Origin of the sequence: Streptomyces sp. NPDC058308, from assembly GCF_042880275.1 — a bacterium.
In the GTDB taxonomy this organism is placed as follows: domain Bacteria; phylum Actinomycetota; class Actinomycetes; order Streptomycetales; family Streptomycetaceae; genus Streptomyces.
In genome coordinates this window covers 438,757-455,560 of the sequence record NZ_JBHVZA010000002.1, presented here as the reverse complement: position 1 = coordinate 455,560, position 16,804 = coordinate 438,757, and the positions used below count along the sequence as shown (strand labels likewise).

The following is a 16,804-nucleotide window of genomic DNA, read 5'->3' as shown; positions in this document are numbered from 1 at the left end:
GCAGGCCGCCCAGCTTCTCCAGCCAGGCACCGGCCCCGCCGGCGAATCCGCTCAGGGCCGTTCTCCGCGCTTGACCTGCGGCTTGGGCAGTCGCAGCCGGCGCATCTGGAGCGTGCGCATCAGGGCGTACGCGACGGCGCCCTTCCGGTTCTCGGCCGGGAAGCGCTCGGCGAGCCGCTTCTTCAGGCGGAACGCGGTGACGACCGAGTCGACGATGATCAGGACGATCACGAAGAGCCAGAGCAGCAGGGCGATGTTCTGCAACTGCGGCACGCGGACGATGCTCAGGACGAGGATGATCACCGCGAGCGGCAGGAAGTACTCGGCGATGCAGAAGCGCGAGTCCACGAAGTCGCGCGCGAACTTGCGCACGGGACCCTTGTCACGGGCGGGCAGGAACCGCTCGTCACCGCTGGCCAGCGCCTCGCGCTGCTTCGCCATCTGCGTGCGGCGCTCGTCGCGCTGCCGCTTGGCGGCCTCCTTGCGCGACGCGGGCTTGTTCGTCACGCTGCGGCGCTGCGACTGGGCCATGGCGCGCTTGGGGGTGGGGCGGCCCTTCGGGGCCTGCGGGTCACGGGGCTGCTTGGAGTCGGTCACCGGCGCCTGCGCGGCCGGGGCCTTCTCTTCCTTGGATCGGCTACGGAACACAAAATCCAAGGGTACGGGGTGCGGACGCATGGAGGTCCGCCGGGCGGGGAACGATCCGGCAACGCCGGGCGTCTTGATTTATATGCCTAAGGGGACGTAGCAGGCGGTATGCGGCGACCGGTGGTCCGCCGCCCCGGATGCCCCGAGGGCCGGTTCACAGGGGTGCACCTACTCCTTACGCCGGAGCGGTGCCCGAAGCAGTCGTCCTTGGGGATGAGCGCATCCGCCCGCGAACAGTGCGGTAATGGTTGCAGGGCCCGTACTGTGGGTTCTGAGCAGTACCTGGAGCTGGAAGTCCGTCAGAAGGGGGCGCGCGAAGCCCATGAGCGGTGTCATGAAGCGTATGGGGATGATCTTCCGCGCGAAGGCGAACAAGGCCCTTGACCGGGCCGAGGACCCGCGCGAAACCCTCGATTACTCGTACCAGAAGCAGCTGGAACTCCTGCAGAAGGTCCGTCGGGGCGTCGCCGACGTGGCGACCTCCCGCAAGCGCCTGGAACTGCAGCTGACCCAGCTCCAGAAGCAGTCCTCGACCCTGGAGGACCAGGGCCGCAAGGCGCTCGCCCTCGGGCGCGAGGACCTGGCCCGCGAGGCCCTGTCCCGCCGCTCCGCGCTCCAGCAGCAGGTGACGGACCTGGAGACGCAGCACCAGACGCTCCAGGGCGAGGAGGAGAAGCTCACCCTTGCGGCGCAGCGACTCCAGGCCAAGGTCGACGCCTTCCGCACCAAGAAGGAGACGATCAAGGCGACGTACACCGCCGCCCAGGCCCAGACCCGTATCGGCGAGGCCTTCTCCGGCATCTCCGAGGAGATGGGCGACGTCGGCATGGCGATCCAGCGCGCCGAGGACAAGACCGCGCAGCTCCAGGCGCGGGCCGGCGCGATCGACGAACTGCTCGCCTCGGGCGCCCTCGACGACTCCTCCGGACTCGCCAAGGACGACATCCAGTCCGAGCTCGACCGGCTCTCCGGTGGTACTGATGTAGAGCTGGAACTGCAGCGCATGAAGGCGGAGCTCGCGGGCGGCCCCAGCAGCCAGCAGCAGGCGATCGAGGGTGGCAAGGGCCAGCCCCAGTCGCAGCAGCAGCCGCAGGACTCCACGCGCTTCGACAAGCAGTAGCCCTACGCAGGTATCACGCGGATACCGCTCACGTCCGAGGAGGACGACATGATCGTACGGATCATGGGGGAGGGGCAGGTGAAGCTGGCCGACAGCCACTTCGCCGAGCTGAACAAGCTGGACGACGACCTGCTCGAGGAGATGGAGAGCGGCGACGCCGCCGGTTTCCGCCGCACGCTGCACGCGCTCCTGGACCGCGTCCGGGAGCTCGGCACCCCCCTCCCGGACGACGCCCTGGAACCCTCGGAACTGATCCTCCCCGCCCCCGACGCGTCCCTGGACGAGGTCCGCGACATGCTGAGCGACGACGGCCTGATCCCGGGCTGACCCTGAAGGGGCGCGGAGAACTGCGCGCCAAGCCCCCCTCCGGCCCGCACCAAAAACCCCCAAGCATCCCCAATCCCCGCCCCGACGGGGGCAGTACCCCGGACCCGCTCCAGGCCGCCGCCCGGCCCCCGTACCGTTGAGAACGTGACCACTCTCGTGCGAGGCCGCGGCTGGGCCAGAACGCACCCGCTGGCGGTGGACGCCGTCCTCGCCACCGCCGTCCTCATCTGCATGGTCGTCGGCTCCTTCGCCGAGCCCTACGGAGAGCACGGCCCCACCTGGGGCACCCGCACCCCCGACGCCCCCAGCCTGCTCCTGATGGCACTCGGCGCACTCGCCCTGGTCTTCCGCCGCCGCGCCCCCTGGTCCGTGCTCGCCGCGACCTGCGCCGCCTCCATCGTCGAACTGCTGACCGGCGAGCCCCGCGCCCCCGTCGTGATGTGCGCGGTCATCGCGCTGTTCACCGTCGCCGCCACCACCGACCGCTCCACGACGTGGCGGATCGGCCTGGTCACGATGGCGGGCCTCACGGGCGTGGCGATGCTCTCCGGCCCGCTGCCCTGGTACGCCCAGGAGAACCTCGGCATCTTCGCGTGGACCGGCATGGCCGCCGCGGCGGGCGACGCGGTGCGCAGCCGCCGCGCCTTCGTGGACGCCATAAGGGAGCGCGCCGAGCGGGCGGAACGCACCAGGGAGGAGGAGGCCCGGCGGCGCGTCGCCGAGGAGCGGCTTCGTATCGCGCGCGATCTGCACGACGTGGTCGCCCACCACATCGCCCTGGTCAACGTGCAGGCCGGGGTCGCCGCGCACGTCATGGACAAGCGGCCGGACCAGGCCAAGGAGGCCCTCTCGCACGTACGGGACGCCAGCCGCTCCGCGCTCAACGAACTCCGCGCCACCGTCGGCCTGTTGCGCCAGAGCGGCGACCCCGAGGCGCCCACCGAACCGGCCCCGGGCCTGCACCGGCTCGACGAGCTCGTCGAGACGTTCCGCAACGCGGGCCTGCCCGTGGAGGTGGCCCTCGGCCAGGTCGGCCTCGATCTGGCCGCGGCCGTCGACCTCGCCGCGTTCCGGATCATCCAGGAGGCGCTGACCAATGTGCAGAAGCACGCGGGGCAGGAGGCCACGGCCGAGGTGAGCGTCGTGCGCGTCGGCCCGAACGTGGAGGTGACCGTCATCGACGACGGCCCGGGACACGAAGAGGCCGACGGCGAAGGGGACATCGACGGGCGGCCCTCCGGCGGCGGCGGTCACGGCCTGATCGGCATGCGGGAGCGCGTCACCGCCCTCGGCGGCAGCTGCACGGCGGGGCCCCGCTACGGAGGCGGGTTCCGCGTCCATGCGATCCTGCCCGTCACCACGGCAAAGGGAGGGACCGCGTGACGATCCGCGTACTGCTCGCCGACGACCAGGCGTTGCTGCGCAGCGCGTTCAGGGTGCTCGTCGACTCCGAGTCCGACATGGAGGTGGTCGGCGAGGCGTCCGACGGGGCGGAGGCGGTCAGGCTCGCCGGGTCGGAGCGGGCCGACGTGGTCCTGATGGACATCCGGATGCCGGGCACCGACGGGCTCGCCGCCACCCGCCTGATCAGCGCGGACCCCTCCCTGACCCACGTCCGCGTGGTGATGCTGACGACGTTCGAGGTCGACGAGTACGTGGTGCAGTCGCTGCGCGCGGGCGCCTCCGGGTTCCTCGGCAAGGGCGCGGAGCCCGACGAGCTGCTCGGCGCCATCCGTATCGCGGCGGCCGGCGAGGCGCTGCTCTCCCCGGTGGCCACCAAGGGGCTGATCGCCAAGTTCCTCGCGCAGGGCGAGGGCCTGGACGGTGACGCGCCGGTGCGCGGCGAGCGGCTCGACGCGCTGACGGGCCGTGAGCGCGAGGTCCTCGTACAGGTCGCGGGCGGCCACTCGAACGACGAGATCGCCGAGCGCCTGGAGGTCAGCCCGCTCACCGTGAAGACCCATGTGAACCGCGCGATGGCGAAGCTCGGCGCGCGCGACAGGGCCCAACTCGTCGTCATCGCGTACGAATCGGGCCTGGTACGTCCACGGGCGGAGTGAGGCGTGGTCCCTGAGGGGCGCGGGGAACTGCGCGACCGGCCACGACGCACCCGCAGAGCACACGGCACAGAGCACCCAACACAGAGCACGCGTAAGGGGCGCCCGCAATAGCGGACGCCCCTTACGCGTGATTCAGACAGGCCTACGGAAGCGCCAGCATCCGCTCAAGCGCCAGCTTCGCGAACTGCTGGGTCTCGCGGTCGACCTCGATCCGGTTGACCAGCTTGCCCTCGGCCAGGGACTCCAGGGTCCAGACCAGGTGCGGCAGGTCGATCCGGTTCATGGTCGAGCAGAAGCAGACCGTCTTGTCGAGGAAGACGATCTCCTTGTCCTCCGCGGCGAAACGGTTCGCCAGACGGCGTACGAGGTTCAGCTCCGTGCCGATGGCCCACTTGGAACCGGCGGGCGCCGCCTCCAGGGTCTGGATGATGTGCTCCGTGGAGCCCACGTAGTCCGCCGCGGCGACGACCTCGTGCGTGCACTCCGGGTGCACCAGGACGTTCACGCCGGGGATGCGCGCACGCACGTCCTCCACGCTCTCCAGCGAGAAGCGTCCGTGCACCGAGCAGTGCCCGCGCCACAGGATCATCTTCGCGTCGCGCAGCTGCTCGGCGGTGAGGCCGCCGTTCGGCTTGTGCGGGTTGTAGACCACGCAGTCGTCGAGCGAGAAGCCCATGTCGCGCACGGCGGTGTTCCGGCCCAGGTGCTGGTCGGGCAGGAAGAGGACCTTCTCGCCCTGCTCGAAGGCCCACTCCAGGGCGCGCTTGGCGTTGGACGACGTACAGATCGTGCCACCGTGCTTGCCCGTGAACGCCTTGATGTCGGCGGACGAGTTCATGTACGAGACGGGCACGACCTGCTCGGCTATCCCGGCCTCGGTCAGCACGTCCCAGCACTCGGCGACCTGGTCGGCGGTGGCCATATCGGCCATCGAGCAGCCGGCGGCCAGGTCGGGCAGGACGACCTTCTGGTCGTCCGTCGTCAGGATGTCCGCGGACTCGGCCATGAAGTGCACACCGCAGAAGACGATGTACTCGGCGTCCGGCCGCGCCGCCGCGTCACGCGCCAGCTTGAAGGAGTCGCCGGTGACGTCCGCGAACTGGATGACCTCGTCGCGCTGGTAGTGGTGGCCCAGCACGAAGACCTTGTCACCCAGCTTCTCCTTGGCGGCGCGGGCGCGCTCCACCAGGTCCGGGTCGGAGGGGGACGGCAGATCGCCGGGGCACTCCACGCCGCGCTCGCTCCTCGGGTCGGCCTCGCGGCCGAGCAGCAGGAGAGCGAGGGGCGTGGGCTGGACATCGAGGTCCACGGGGGGCTGGGCGGTGGTCACGACACGCACCCTTTCTGATCTGTGTATGCGCGGCGGAGCCGCTCCGGCGGGGCCAGCGGCCGCACCGGGGATCCTTTTCGTCTAATTGACGTTATCTATCATAACCGCTTCACGTCAGTTTGACGATGGCCATTGTGTCGATGTGACGCATTCGCGGTTCCCCGAGCCGCTCTCCCACCCGGCGCCGTGTGCGAGCATGAAGGGGCAAGGACGTTAGCGCCCGGCCCGGAATGAATCCGCGGCCCCGCCGGTTGCAACCGTCGGCAAGCAGTCTCCGTACAACCCGGGAGAGAAGCAGATGTCCGTATCGGACGAGACCACCACCGTGAGCGACGGCATCCTCCTGTCGGACGCCGCCGCGGCCAAGGTGAAGGGCCTCCTTGAGCAGGAGGGCCGGGACGACCTGGCGCTGCGCGTCGCCGTTCAGCCCGGTGGCTGCTCGGGCCTGCGCTACCAGCTGTTCTTCGACGAGCGCTCGCTCGACGGCGACGTCGTCAAGGACTTCGACGGCGTCAAGGTCGTCACCGACCGGATGAGCGCTCCCTACCTGGGCGGCGCCTCCATCGACTTCGTGGACACCATCGAGAAGCAGGGCTTCACGATCGACAACCCGAACGCCACCGGCTCCTGCGCCTGCGGCGACTCCTTCAGCTGAGCCTGTAGGCACAGACGTACGAAGGCGGCGGCCCCCTGAGAGTTCAGGGGGCCGCCGCCTTCGTGTGCGCGCATCGCGCCGGTGCTACTTCCGCCGCACCGTCTCGCCCGTGGCGTCCACGACCTCGCGCTCGCCCAGCGGCTTGTCGAGGGTGAGCGTCCGCGAGAACTTCTTGGCGATCTCGACGCAGACCTTGCCCTTCTCCCGCGTCTCGGTGACCTCGACCGCCACGCGGTCGCCGTCCTCCTCGGCGGACGCCGCGTACTTGCTGCACACCCCACCCCAGAAGTGCACGGTCAGCGACCTGCCGTCGGTGCTGTAGGAGTCGATGCGGGCGGTGCTCCTGTCCTGTCCGTCGCCCTTGTCGCCGGGCTTCGCTGTGTGCGTGGGGGTGCCCGGGGCGGTCGGCGACGTCAGGTACGCGGGGTCGACCGCGGGATGCGTCACCGTGAAGGTCTTCCGCGCGCCCTGCGGCTTCACGTCGAACAGCCAGGACGGTACGAGGGCCTGCTTGCCGTCCACGAAGTGCGTCGCGAGCCCGAACGTGGCCCCGCTGACGGCGATAGGCTGCGGCTTCGGCCGCGTGGACGACGGGTCGCAGGGCGCCTGCTCCGACCCGCTGCCGCCCTCGGCCTTCGTGCTGTCGTCGGCGTGCGGCACCGGGGTCGCACACCCGGCGATGCCGACGTGCCCGAGGCTCTCGCCCGGCCTGTTCAGCCGGTTCAGGGTCTCCTGCGCGCTGATCACCGGATACGTCGCGCCCTTGTCCGGGGCCTTCAACTTGCCACTGCCGCCGACCACTTCGCCGTCCGAGCCGACCTGGACGCCGGTCGCCCAGCCGTAGGTCGACAGGCCGCCGATCTTCGGGTCGGCGTTCACCACCCGTACGGCGCCCATCAGCTGGCGGGCGTCCAGCTTGGCGTCGTCCTGGCCGAGCGCCTTCAGGACGGGGGCCGCGGCCTCCTTGGCGGCCTTCTCGCTCACCGCGTCGCCCGGCTCGCCGCCCGGCGCGGTGGACGTACTGGAACAGGCCTTGCCCTTGGGGCAGTTGTCGGTGCCGCCCGTGCCGTGCGCGGTGTAGGTCCAGGTGCCGGGCGCCTGCTTGTCGACCTGCAGCAGGGGCCCGGAGCCGTCGTGGTGCGGGCCCACCCGCCAGGCGCCGTCCTGCGAGGTCGGCGTGCCGCTCACGCCGAGCGCTTCGGCCAGTTCGGTCACCTCGGCCCGGGTGACCTCGCCGCGCGCGTGGTAGACGGCGGCCGACTTCGGGCCCTCGGGCAGCGTGCCGGTCGCCTTGTACGTGGCGCCGCTCGGGTCGGGCTCGCCCGGCGCGATGCCGCCCGTACCGCCGTCCTTGCCGTCGCCGCCCGGCCGGTCGCCGGCCGGATAGGCCTCCAGGGCGAGCGGCGGCGGGGTGCCGCGGTCGCCCACGGGGGCCCCGTCGCCGCCGCCGTTGCCGCCACCGCCGGACGCGGTCGCCGCGAAGTACGCGCCACCGCCGCCGACCAGCAGCACGGTGGCCGCGACCGAGACGACGGCCAGGCGGGAACGCCGCCGCTGCGGCTCGGTCGCCTCAAGATCGGATCGCTCGGTGCTCACCGCATCGCTCCTTCGACTGACTGCTGTCCCTGACATCCCACGAGTGGGCTTCGTCGTATCCCGGTTCCCCTCTACGGGGGACGGCGATGGGACGCAGCGGGGGAGCGCACGGTTCCCCTGCCGCGCGCCGGGGCTCCGGCGCCGGTCTCGCCACGGGGTTCAGTCCCCGTATGCGGACATGCCGTCGATCAGGCGTGCGGAGGCGGGCGGGACGGTGACCCCGTGGATCAGCGAGGGCGGCACGGGGGCGGCCGCGGCCGCGGCGGGGACCGCCCAGTGCGGCACCATGCGGGCGCAGTCCCCGCGCAGCGACTCCATGCTCTCTTGAGCCTCGGTGGAGAACGCGGCACGACGCTGCAGGACGACATCCTTCGGGATAACGGTCATAACGGCACCGTACGCATCCTCCCGCCCCCTGAAAAAGCCCTACTATTGGGTAGTTTTGGCACTTCAGAGACCGTGCGTCGACCCGGTAGCGTGAACTGTCAATCCCGCCTCTCCTCCACAGGAGCATCCAGCCGTGCGTATTGCAGTCACCGGCTCCATCGCCACCGACCACCTGATGACCTTCCCCGGCCGCTTCGCCGACCAGCTGGTCGCCGATCAGTTGCACACGGTCTCCCTGTCCTTCCTCGTCGACGCCCTCGATGTCCGCAGGGGAGGCGTCGCCGCCAACATCACCTTCGGCATGGGCCAGCTCGGCACCACCCCGATCCTGGTGGGGGCCGCGGGCTCCGACTTCGACGAGTACCGGGCCTGGCTCGACCGGCACGGTGTGGACACCGCATCCGTCCGGATCTCCGAGACCCTGCACACCGCGCGCTTCGTCTGCACCACGGACGCCGACCACAACCAGATCGGCTCCTTCTACACGGGCGCAATGAGCGAGGCCCGTCTCATCGAGCTGAAGACGGTGGCCGACCGCGTCGGCGGTCTCGACCTCGTCTCGATCGGCGCCGACGACCCCGAGGCGATGCTCCGCCACACCGAGGAGTGCCGCAGCCGCAAGATCCCCTTCGCCGCCGACTTCTCGCAGCAGATCGCGCGCATGGAGGGCGACGAGATCCGCACGCTTCTCGACGGCGCCACGTACCTCTTCTCGAACGAGTACGAGAAGGGGCTCATCGAGTCCAAGACGGGCTGGAGCGACGCCGAGATCCTCTCCCGCGTCGGCCACCGCGTGACCACCCTCGGCGCGCGCGGCGTACGCATCGAGGCCGTCGGCCAGGACCCGATCGAGGTCGGCGTCCCGGAGGAGGAGGCGAAGGTCGAGCCGACCGGCGTCGGCGACGCCTTCCGCGCGGGCTTCCTCTCCGGTATCGCCTGGGGCGTCTCGCACGAGCGCGCGGCGCAGGTCGGCTGCATGCTCGCCACCCTGGTCATCGAGACCGTCGGCACCCAGGAGTACGAGCTGCGCCGCAGCAACTTCATGGACCGCTTCACCAAGGCGTACGGCCACGAGGCCGCCGCGGAGGTCCAGCCGCACCTCGGCTAGCCGGTCATGAGCTCCGGCGGACCACGTAGGCGACACCCTGGTCCGCCGGCCGCTCACCCACGTACTCCTGCCGCCTGGTCCAGCACCAGGCCGGAATGTCCACCGCCGCCACCTCGTCGTCGGCGAGCACGGTGACGGTGCCGCCCACCCGTACCCGCCCGATCGCCCTGGCCAGCTCGATGACCGGCTGCGGGCAGGTCATCCCGAGCGCGTCGACGGTCACGGCCTCCTCCGCCCCGCTCCCGCCCGCCACCGGCGCCCCCAGCGTCTCGCGCACGCCCCGCACCACGCCGGGCAGCACGTCGAGGAACCGCTCGACCTCCGCGGCCCCGGTGCCGGCGGGCAGCGAGACGCGTACGTTGCCCTCGCTCAGCACGCCCATCGCCTTGAGCACATGGCTCGGCGTCAGCGTCGAGCTGGTGCACGAGGACCCCGACGACACGGAGAAGTCCGCCCGGTCCAGCTCGTGCAGCAGGGTCTCCCCGTCGACATAGAGACAGGAGAAGGTGACGAGGTGCGGAAGGCGCCGTACCGGATCGCCCACCACCTCCACGTCCGGCACGAGCCCGGGCACCCGGGCCCGGATCCGCTCCGTCAGCTCCCGCAGCCGCGCCCCCTCCGCGGCGGCCTCGGCCCGCACCGCCCGCAGCGAGGCGGCCGCCGCCACGACCGCCGGAATGTTCTCGAACCCGGCGGACCGCCCGGACTCGCGCTCGTCGGCGGGCCCTTGCGGGGCGAAGCGCACCCCCTTGCGCACGGCGAGCAGCCCGACCCCCGCCGGACCACCCCACTTATGTGCGCTCGCGGTCAGCAGCGACCAGGCCCCCTCCACCGGACCCCAGGGCAGCGACTGGGCGGCGTCCACAAGGAGCGGCACCCCGGCGGCGCGGCAGACCTCGGCGACCTCGGCGACCGGCTGCTCCGTGCCGACCTCGTGGTTGGCGGACTGCAGACAGGCGAGCGCGGTGTCCTCGCGCAGCGCGGCGGCGTACCCGTCCGGGGCCACCGCGCCGCCGCGGTCCACCGGCACTTCGGTCACCGTGCCGCCGCCGCGCTCGTGCTCCTCGGCCGAATGGAGTACCGACGAATGTTCGACGGCCGACACGATCAGGTGGTGTCCGACGCGCCGACGCGCCGCGAGCGCTCCCGCCATCCCGGAGTGCACGGCGCGGGTGCCTGACGTGGTGAAGACGAGCTCGTCCGGCCGGCAGCCGACCGCGTCGGCGGCCGCCTCGCGCGCGGCATCGAGCAGCAGCCGGGCCCGCCGCCCCTCCCGGTACAGCCGCGCCGGATCGGCCCACCCCTCGTCGAGCGAGGCAGTCAGGGCCTGCCGGGCCACGGGATGAAGGGGAGCGGAGGACGCAGCATCGAAGTAGGACACGCCCTAACGCTAAGACGTGCCCGTGCCTGGAGGCGCCCCGCAAGGGGCATCCTCCAGGGGCGCGGGGAACTGCGCGCCGAGCCACAGCGCACCCGCACCTGCGGACCAGCGGATTCCACCGAGCCGGTGGGCGCCCCGAGCACCCGTCAGAAACCGGTCGACGGGCGGCCGTCCCACCCTTCGGAGTGACCCGCGGCGCGTTAGGCACCCTCCCCGCGCGACCCCAAATAGCGTCCAGTAGGGTTTGGTCCGCATAAACATCCAAACCCCTGCCCGACGCAGGGCGGCGACCTACCAGCGTGAAGGCCGCAGCCGACCGCGCGGGCGAGACTCTCGGGAAGGCGCTACGTGAGTCCCAACGGCTCCGACCGCTCGTCGCGGCGCCCGATGCGGCGGAAGCTGCCGCAGGTGCTGACTGCGGGCCTGATCCTGGCGACCGCCACCGGTTGCACATACAAGGATTTCCCCCGCCTTGGAATGCCCACCCCGGTAACGGAAGAGGCTCCGCGGATTCTCTCCCTCTGGCAGGGCTCGTGGGCGGCAGCGCTCGCCACGGGCGTCCTGGTCTGGGGTCTGATCCTGTGGAGCGTCATCTTCCACCGGCGCAGCCGCACCAAGGTGGAAGTACCGGCGCAGACGCGTTACAACATGCCCATCGAGGCGCTCTACACAGTGGTGCCCCTCATCATCGTGTCGGTGCTCTTCTACTTCACGGCACGTGATGAGTCCAAGCTCCTCAAGCTCGACGAAAAGCCCGCCCACACCGTCAACGTGGTCGGCTACCAGTGGAGCTGGGGCTTCAACTACGTCGAGAACGTTCCGGGCGCCGGCAAGGACAACGCCAAGACCTCCAAGGACCTGGAGGCCATCCCGGACAAGTTCCGCAAGGACTTCCCGGCCAAGGCCAACGGTGTCTACGAAGTCGGCACGCCCGGCGAGCGGAACCCCCAGAACGGCAACCCCGGCCCGACCCTCTGGCTCCCCAAGGGCGAGAAGGTCCGCTTCGTGCTCACCTCGCGTGACGTCATCCACTCCTTCTGGGTGGTGCCGTTCCTCATGAAGCAGGACGTCATCCCGGGCCACACCAACGCTTTTGAGGTGACTCCGAACAAGGAGGGCACCTTCATGGGCAAGTGTGCCGAGCTCTGCGGCGTCGACCACTCCCGGATGCTCTTCAACGTCAAGGTCGTCTCTCCCGAGCGCTACAAGCAGCACCTCGAGGACCTGGTGAAGAAGAACCAGACCGGTTACATCCCGGCCGGCATCGAGCAGACGCCCCACGAGAAGAACCGGGAGACGAACAACCTGTGAGCATCCTCAACGAACCCCAGGGTGCCGCGGCAGCAGAAGACTCGTACGAGAACGAGCTGCCGGTCAGGCGCAAGCAGCCGGGAAACGTCGTCATCAAGTGGCTGACCACCACTGACCACAAGACGATCGGCACGCTGTATCTGGTCACGTCGTTCGCGTTCTTCTGCATCGGTGGCGTGATGGCGCTCTTCATGCGCGCCGAACTCGCCCGCCCGGGTACGCAGATCATGTCGAACGAGCAGTTCAACCAGGCGTTCACGATGCACGGCACGATCATGCTGCTGATGTTCGCGACGCCGTTGTTCGCCGGTTTCGCGAACTGGATCATGCCGCTGCAGATCGGCGCGCCCGACGTGGCGTTCCCGCGGCTGAACATGTTCGCCTACTGGCTGTACCTCTTCGGCTCGCTCATCGCGGTCGGCGGCTTCCTCACCCCGCAGGGCGCGGCCGACTTCGGCTGGTTCGCCTACAGCCCGCTGTCGGACGCGGTCCGCTCGCCGGGCATCGGCGCGGACATGTGGATCATGGGTCTGGCCTTCTCCGGCTTCGGCACGATCCTCGGTTCGGTCAACTTCATCACCACGATCATCTGCATGCGCGCTCCGGGCATGACGATGTTCCGCATGCCGATCTTCGTCTGGAACGTCCTGCTGACGGCCGTTCTGGTCCTGCTGGCCTTCCCGGTCCTGGCCGCCGCGCTGTTCGCCCTGGAGGCGGACCGTAAATTCGGTGCCCATGTGTTCGACGCCGCCAATGGCGGGGCCTTGCTGTGGCAACACCTCTTCTGGTTCTTCGGCCATCCAGAGGTGTACATCATCGCGTTGCCGTTCTTCGGCATCATCTCCGAGGTCATCCCGGTCTTCTCCCGCAAGCCGATGTTCGGCTACATGGGCCTGATCGGCGCGACCATCGCGATCGCGGGTCTGTCCGTGACGGTGTGGGCGCACCACATGTACGTCACCGGCGGAGTCCTCCTGCCGTTCTTCTCCTTCATGACGTTCCTGATCGCCGTGCCAACAGGCGTGAAGTTCTTCAACTGGATCGGCACGATGTGGAAGGGGTCCCTGAGTTTCGAGACCCCGATGCTGTGGGCGGTCGGCTTCCTGATCACCTTCACCTTCGGTGGTCTGACGGGCGTCATCCTGGCCTCGCCGCCGATGGACTTCCACGTCTCGGACTCGTACTTCGTGGTGGCGCACTTCCACTACGTCGTCTTCGGCACCGTGGTCTTCGCGATGTTCTCCGGCTTCCACTTCTGGTGGCCGAAGTTCACCGGCAAGATGCTCGACGAGCGCCTCGGCAAGATCACCTTCTGGACGCTGTTCATCGGCTTCCACGGCACCTTCCTCGTCCAGCACTGGCTGGGCGCCGAGGGCATGCCGCGCCGTTACGCGGACTACCTCGCCGCGGACGGTTTCACGGCCCTGAACACGATCTCGACGATCTGCTCGTTCCTGCTCGGTCTGTCGATCCTGCCGTTCTTCTACAACGTCTGGAAGACCGCCAAGTACGGCAAGAAGATCGAGGTCGACGACCCGTGGGGCTACGGCCGCTCGCTGGAGTGGGCGACCTCCTGCCCGCCGCCGCGGCACAACTTCCTCACGCTGCCGCGCATCCGCTCGGAATCGCCGGCGTTCGACCTGCACCACCCTGAGATCGCCGCTCTCGGCCAGATCGAGAACGACGGGCAGAAGGACGCCGCGCTCTTCGGCGGCGACAAGGAGGCCACGAAGTGAAGATCCAGGGCAAGATGTTCATCTGGCTGAGCGTCTTCGTCCTCGCCATGGCGATCGTCTATGGCGTGTGGTCGAAGGAGCCGGCCGGTACCACGGCGCTCTTCCTGGCCTTCGGCCTGTGCATCATGATCGGCTACTACCTGGCCTTCACGGCCCGGCGGGTCGACGCCTCCGCACAGGACAATCTGGAGGCCGACGTCGCGGACGAGGCCGGCGAGGTGGGCTTCTTCAGCCCGCACAGCTGGCAGCCGCTCTCCCTGGCCGTCGGTGGCGCGCTCGCCTTCCTGGGCGTCGTCTTCGGCTGGTGGCTGCTGTACTTCTCGGCCCCGATCATCCTGATCGGCCTGTGGGGCTGGGTCTTCGAGTACTACCGGGGCGAGAACCAGACCCAGTGAGGTCGTAGTTCCCGCTCGACCCGAGGGGCCCGGACACTTTTTCAAAAGTGTCCGGGCCCCTCGGCGTGTCGGAGTTGACCCCCGGACGGGTCACTCACCGCGCCGGACAGGATGAACCTTCATACCGTGAGTTCATGAGCCACTCACCGCGAATCCGCACGGTACTGAGCTGCACGACGCTGGTGGCCGCCCTCGGGGCAGGGGCCACGGCATGCGGCGGCTCCGACGGCCACCCGCTCTCGGCGAAGCCGTACGACGCGGCAGGCCAGATCGCCTTCAACGGCCCTGTGGGCAGCCAGAAGGCGGATCCGGACAAGCCCCTGGAGGTCACCGCCCAGGGCGACGACGGGCGCATCACCGATGTGACGGCCACCGACGCGGCAGGGCGGTACGTGGCGGGCGAACTCTCGGCCGACGGCGACCGGTGGCACAGCACCACACCGCTGGCGGCGGACGCCCACTACACGGTGCGGGTGAGCACCGAGGACGAGGACGGGTCGCCCGGCCGCAAGGTCATGACCTTCGACACCAACGTCCCGGACAAGAAGAAGCGGCTGAAGGTCACCTTCGGTCCCGAGGAGGGCAAGTACGGCGTCGGACAGCCCGTCACGGCCTCGCTCAGCGCCCCGGTGAAGGACAAGGGAGCCAGGGCGGTCGTCGAACGCGCGCTCAAGGTCCGCTCGACGCCCGCCACAGAAGGCGCCTGGTACTGGGTGGACAGCGAGACGCTGCACTACCGCCCCAAGGAGTACTGGCCCGCGGGATCGACCGTCTCCGTCTCCAGCAACCTGCGCGGCCTCAAGGTCAGCGACAAGCTGTGGGGCGCCGAGACCAAGCCGCTCACGTTCACCATCGGCGACCGGGTCGAGGCCGTGACGGACGCCGGCTCGCACTACATGACGGTCTACCGCAACGGCGAGGAGATCAACTCCATGCCGGTGACCACGGGCAAGCCCGGCTACTCCACGCGCAACGGCGTCAAGGTGGTGCTGGGCAAGGAGTACTCCGTACGCATGACCAGCGCCAGCATCGGCGCGTCGGACTTCTACGACAAGCAGGTGTACTACGCCACACGCGTCACCGATTCGGGCGAGTACGTGCACGCCGCGCCCTGGTCGGTGGGTTCGCAGGGGTACGCCAACACCAGCCACGGCTGCACCGGCATGAGCACCGGCGACGCCGCCTGGTTCTACGAGACCATCCGGCAGGGCGACCTGGTCAGGGTCGTCAACAGCTACGGCGAGGACATGCCCGCCTTCGGCAACGGACTCGGCGACTGGAACATGAGCTGGAAGAAGTGGCGCAAGGGCAGCGCGCTGTTCAACGGGGCCAAGGAAGGCCCCTCGGTGGTCGACGCGGCCAGACTGCGGCCGCAGGTCTAGCGGCCCGGCAGAGAGGCTCTCAGAGGCGCGCAGACGAACGGAGGGGCCCACGCCGCGGCGTGGGCCCCTCCGTCGGTGATCAGGGTGGCCGTCAGGCCTCCACGGCCTTCTTGCTGCGCAACAGGCCTGCCAGGGCGGCCGCGAACTCCACCGGCTCGACCGGCAGGGTCACCGCGGCCTCCGCGCGGCTCCAGGTGGCCAGCCAGGCGTCCTGCGGGCGCCCCATGAGCAGCAGGACGGGCGGCGCCTGGAAGATCTCGTCCTTGATCTGGCGGCAGACACCCATCCCGCCCGGTGCGGACTCGCCGTCCAGGACGCAGACGTCGATGCCGCCGTGGTCCAGCTCCTTGATGACCGCGTGCGGTGTGGCGCACTCGACGAACCTGACCTCGGGAACGTCCGTCGCCGGGCGGCGGCCGGTGGCCAACCGGACTTGCTCGCGGGTGCTCGCGTTGTCGCTGTAGACCAGCACCGTGGCGGTCGGCTGCATTGTTCCTCCGATACGTCGAGCTGTTGCGTCGAGCTGTGCCGTCATGGGATCGGGAACCGATGCGCGGATGCTACTCCTCCCGACACCCCGTCAACACCGGTTCGGACAGGCCTCCGATGGGCCATCCGGGCAGGACACACCCCGTAGACACTCCGAACGGCACCCCCCGGGGTGAGGGCGGGATAAGCGACCGACATAATGTCGGTCGTGGCGACAGCAACGACAGTAGATACCGGGCACGCGCACCCGCCGGTCAATCGACCGAACCTCACCAGCGTCGGAACCATCATCTGGTTGAGTTCCGAGCTGATGTTCTTCGCGGCCCTCTTCGCGATGTACTTCACCCTGCGATCGGTGACAGGTCCTGATCACTGGAAGGAAATGGCTTCGGCCCTGAACTTCCCGTTCTCGGCGACGAACACCACGATCCTGGTGCTCTCCTCTCTCACGTGTCAGCTCGGCGTGTTCGCCGCTGAACGCGGCGACGTGAAGAAGCTCCGGATGTGGTTCATCGTCACCTTCATCATGGGTGCGATCTTCATCGGCGGTCAGGTGTACGAATACACCGAGCTGGTCAAGCACGAGGGCCTCTCGCTCTCGTCCGACCCCTACGGCTCGGTCTTCTACCTGACCACCGGCTTCCACGGACTGCATGTGACGGGCGGCCTGATCGCCTTCCTGCTGGTCCTTGGACGCACCTATGCGGCCAGGAGGTTTACCCACGAACAGGCAACCGCAGCCATCGTCGTGTCCTACTACTGGCACTTCGTCGATGTGGTCTGGATCGGCCTCTTCGCCACGATCTACATGATCAAGTAATCGGCAGGCCGCTCACGCGGCACATCCGACACATTCCAGAAGCATCGACGCAGAAGATC

The 16,804-nt window shown here is 69.3% G+C and carries 17 protein-coding genes; 11 read left to right on the top strand and 6 right to left on the bottom strand.

Annotation, left to right across the window (positions count from 1 at the left end):
• Positions 1-51: 51 nt before the first annotated feature.
• Positions 52-678, bottom strand: coding sequence for a DUF3043 domain-containing protein (locus ACFVYL_RS04660; protein ID WP_389712837.1), 627 nt, complete (start codon positions 676-678; stop codon positions 52-54).
• 292 nt (positions 679-970) lie between these two features.
• Here ACFVYL_RS04660 and ACFVYL_RS04655 point away from each other — a divergent pair, with 292 nt between their 5' ends.
• The 4 genes from ACFVYL_RS04655 to ACFVYL_RS04640 all read left to right on the top strand — a co-directional run bounded on the left by ACFVYL_RS04655 (position 971) and on the right by ACFVYL_RS04640 (position 4,155).
• Entirely contained in the window at positions 971-1,768 is a 798-nt protein-coding gene (locus tag ACFVYL_RS04655) for a PspA/IM30 family protein (protein ID WP_389712836.1), read from the top strand.
• Between the two features lie 48 nt (positions 1,769-1,816).
• A complete protein-coding gene (locus ACFVYL_RS04650; RefSeq protein WP_389712835.1) occupies positions 1,817-2,095 on the top strand; it encodes a hypothetical protein in 279 nt (92 codons plus the stop codon).
• A gap of 144 nt (positions 2,096-2,239) precedes the next feature.
• Positions 2,240-3,478, top strand: a complete 1,239-nt coding sequence (locus ACFVYL_RS04645) for a sensor histidine kinase (RefSeq protein WP_389712834.1) — start codon at positions 2,240-2,242, stop codon at positions 3,476-3,478.
• Positions 3,475-4,155: a response regulator gene (locus ACFVYL_RS04640; RefSeq protein ID WP_389712833.1), complete on the top strand. Its 681-nt coding sequence runs from the start codon at positions 3,475-3,477 to the stop codon at positions 4,153-4,155. The genes ACFVYL_RS04645 and ACFVYL_RS04640 overlap by 4 nt, the downstream gene beginning before the upstream one ends.
• A 142-nt stretch (positions 4,156-4,297) precedes the next feature.
• On the opposite strand, the gene nadA is transcribed toward ACFVYL_RS04640, so the two are convergent.
• Positions 4,298-5,494 (bottom strand): quinolinate synthase NadA, encoded by a 1,197-nt coding sequence (gene nadA / locus ACFVYL_RS04635; protein WP_389712832.1) that lies wholly within the window; start codon positions 5,492-5,494, stop codon positions 4,298-4,300.
• 289 nt (positions 5,495-5,783) lie between these two features.
• On the opposite strand from nadA, the gene ACFVYL_RS04630 reads away from it, so the two are divergent.
• A complete protein-coding gene (locus ACFVYL_RS04630) occupies positions 5,784-6,140 on the top strand; it encodes an iron-sulfur cluster assembly accessory protein (protein WP_030933606.1) in 357 nt (118 codons plus the stop codon).
• A gap of 84 nt (positions 6,141-6,224) precedes the next feature.
• Here the strand turns inward: ACFVYL_RS04630 and ACFVYL_RS04625 are convergent, their stop codons facing one another.
• On the bottom strand, positions 6,225-7,736 hold the full coding sequence (locus ACFVYL_RS04625) for a hypothetical protein (RefSeq protein WP_389712831.1): 1,512 nt from the start codon (positions 7,734-7,736) through the stop codon (positions 6,225-6,227).
• Positions 7,737-7,895: 159 nt separating this feature from the next.
• The gene (locus tag ACFVYL_RS04620; protein ID WP_389713025.1) at positions 7,896-8,123 is read right to left on the bottom strand and encodes a hypothetical protein; all 228 of its coding nucleotides are present in this window, start codon (positions 8,121-8,123) and stop codon (positions 7,896-7,898) included.
• Positions 8,124-8,256: 133 nt separating this feature from the next.
• Here ACFVYL_RS04620 and ACFVYL_RS04615 point away from each other — a divergent pair, with 133 nt between their 5' ends.
• Positions 8,257-9,231, top strand: coding sequence for a carbohydrate kinase family protein (locus tag ACFVYL_RS04615; RefSeq protein ID WP_389712830.1), 975 nt, complete (start codon positions 8,257-8,259; stop codon positions 9,229-9,231).
• 4 nt (positions 9,232-9,235) lie between these two features.
• On the opposite strand, the gene ACFVYL_RS04610 is transcribed toward ACFVYL_RS04615, so the two are convergent.
• Positions 9,236-10,612 (bottom strand): cysteine desulfurase/sulfurtransferase TusA family protein, encoded by a 1,377-nt coding sequence (locus tag ACFVYL_RS04610; RefSeq protein WP_389712829.1) that lies wholly within the window; start codon positions 10,610-10,612, stop codon positions 9,236-9,238.
• Between the two features lie 348 nt (positions 10,613-10,960).
• Between ACFVYL_RS04610 and coxB the strand changes: the two genes are divergently transcribed.
• The 4 genes from coxB (at position 10,961) to ACFVYL_RS04590 (ending at position 15,436) form a co-directional block, all read left to right on the top strand.
• Positions 10,961-11,923 (top strand): cytochrome c oxidase subunit II, encoded by a 963-nt coding sequence (coxB, locus tag ACFVYL_RS04605; protein WP_389712828.1) that lies wholly within the window; start codon positions 10,961-10,963, stop codon positions 11,921-11,923.
• Positions 11,920-13,659 carry a cytochrome c oxidase subunit I gene (ctaD, locus tag ACFVYL_RS04600; RefSeq protein ID WP_389712827.1) on the top strand — a complete coding sequence of 580 codons (1,740 nt, stop codon included), beginning with the start codon at positions 11,920-11,922 and terminating at the stop codon, positions 13,657-13,659. Before coxB ends, ctaD begins: the two co-directional genes overlap by 4 nt.
• Positions 13,656-14,054, top strand: coding sequence for a cytochrome c oxidase subunit 4 (locus ACFVYL_RS04595; RefSeq protein ID WP_389712826.1), 399 nt, complete (start codon positions 13,656-13,658; stop codon positions 14,052-14,054). Before ctaD ends, ACFVYL_RS04595 begins: the two co-directional genes overlap by 4 nt.
• Positions 14,055-14,188: 134 nt before the next feature.
• Positions 14,189-15,436, top strand: coding sequence for an Ig-like domain-containing protein (locus ACFVYL_RS04590; RefSeq protein WP_389712825.1), 1,248 nt, complete (start codon positions 14,189-14,191; stop codon positions 15,434-15,436).
• Positions 15,437-15,527: 91 nt separating this feature from the next.
• On the opposite strand, the gene ACFVYL_RS04585 is transcribed toward ACFVYL_RS04590, so the two are convergent.
• A complete protein-coding gene (locus ACFVYL_RS04585) occupies positions 15,528-15,926 on the bottom strand; it encodes a hypothetical protein (RefSeq protein WP_389712824.1) in 399 nt (132 codons plus the stop codon).
• Positions 15,927-16,124: 198 nt separating this feature from the next.
• On the opposite strand from ACFVYL_RS04585, the gene ACFVYL_RS04580 reads away from it, so the two are divergent.
• Entirely contained in the window at positions 16,125-16,745 is a 621-nt protein-coding gene (locus ACFVYL_RS04580) for a heme-copper oxidase subunit III (protein WP_055566234.1), read from the top strand.
• Positions 16,746-16,804 lie beyond the last annotated feature (59 nt).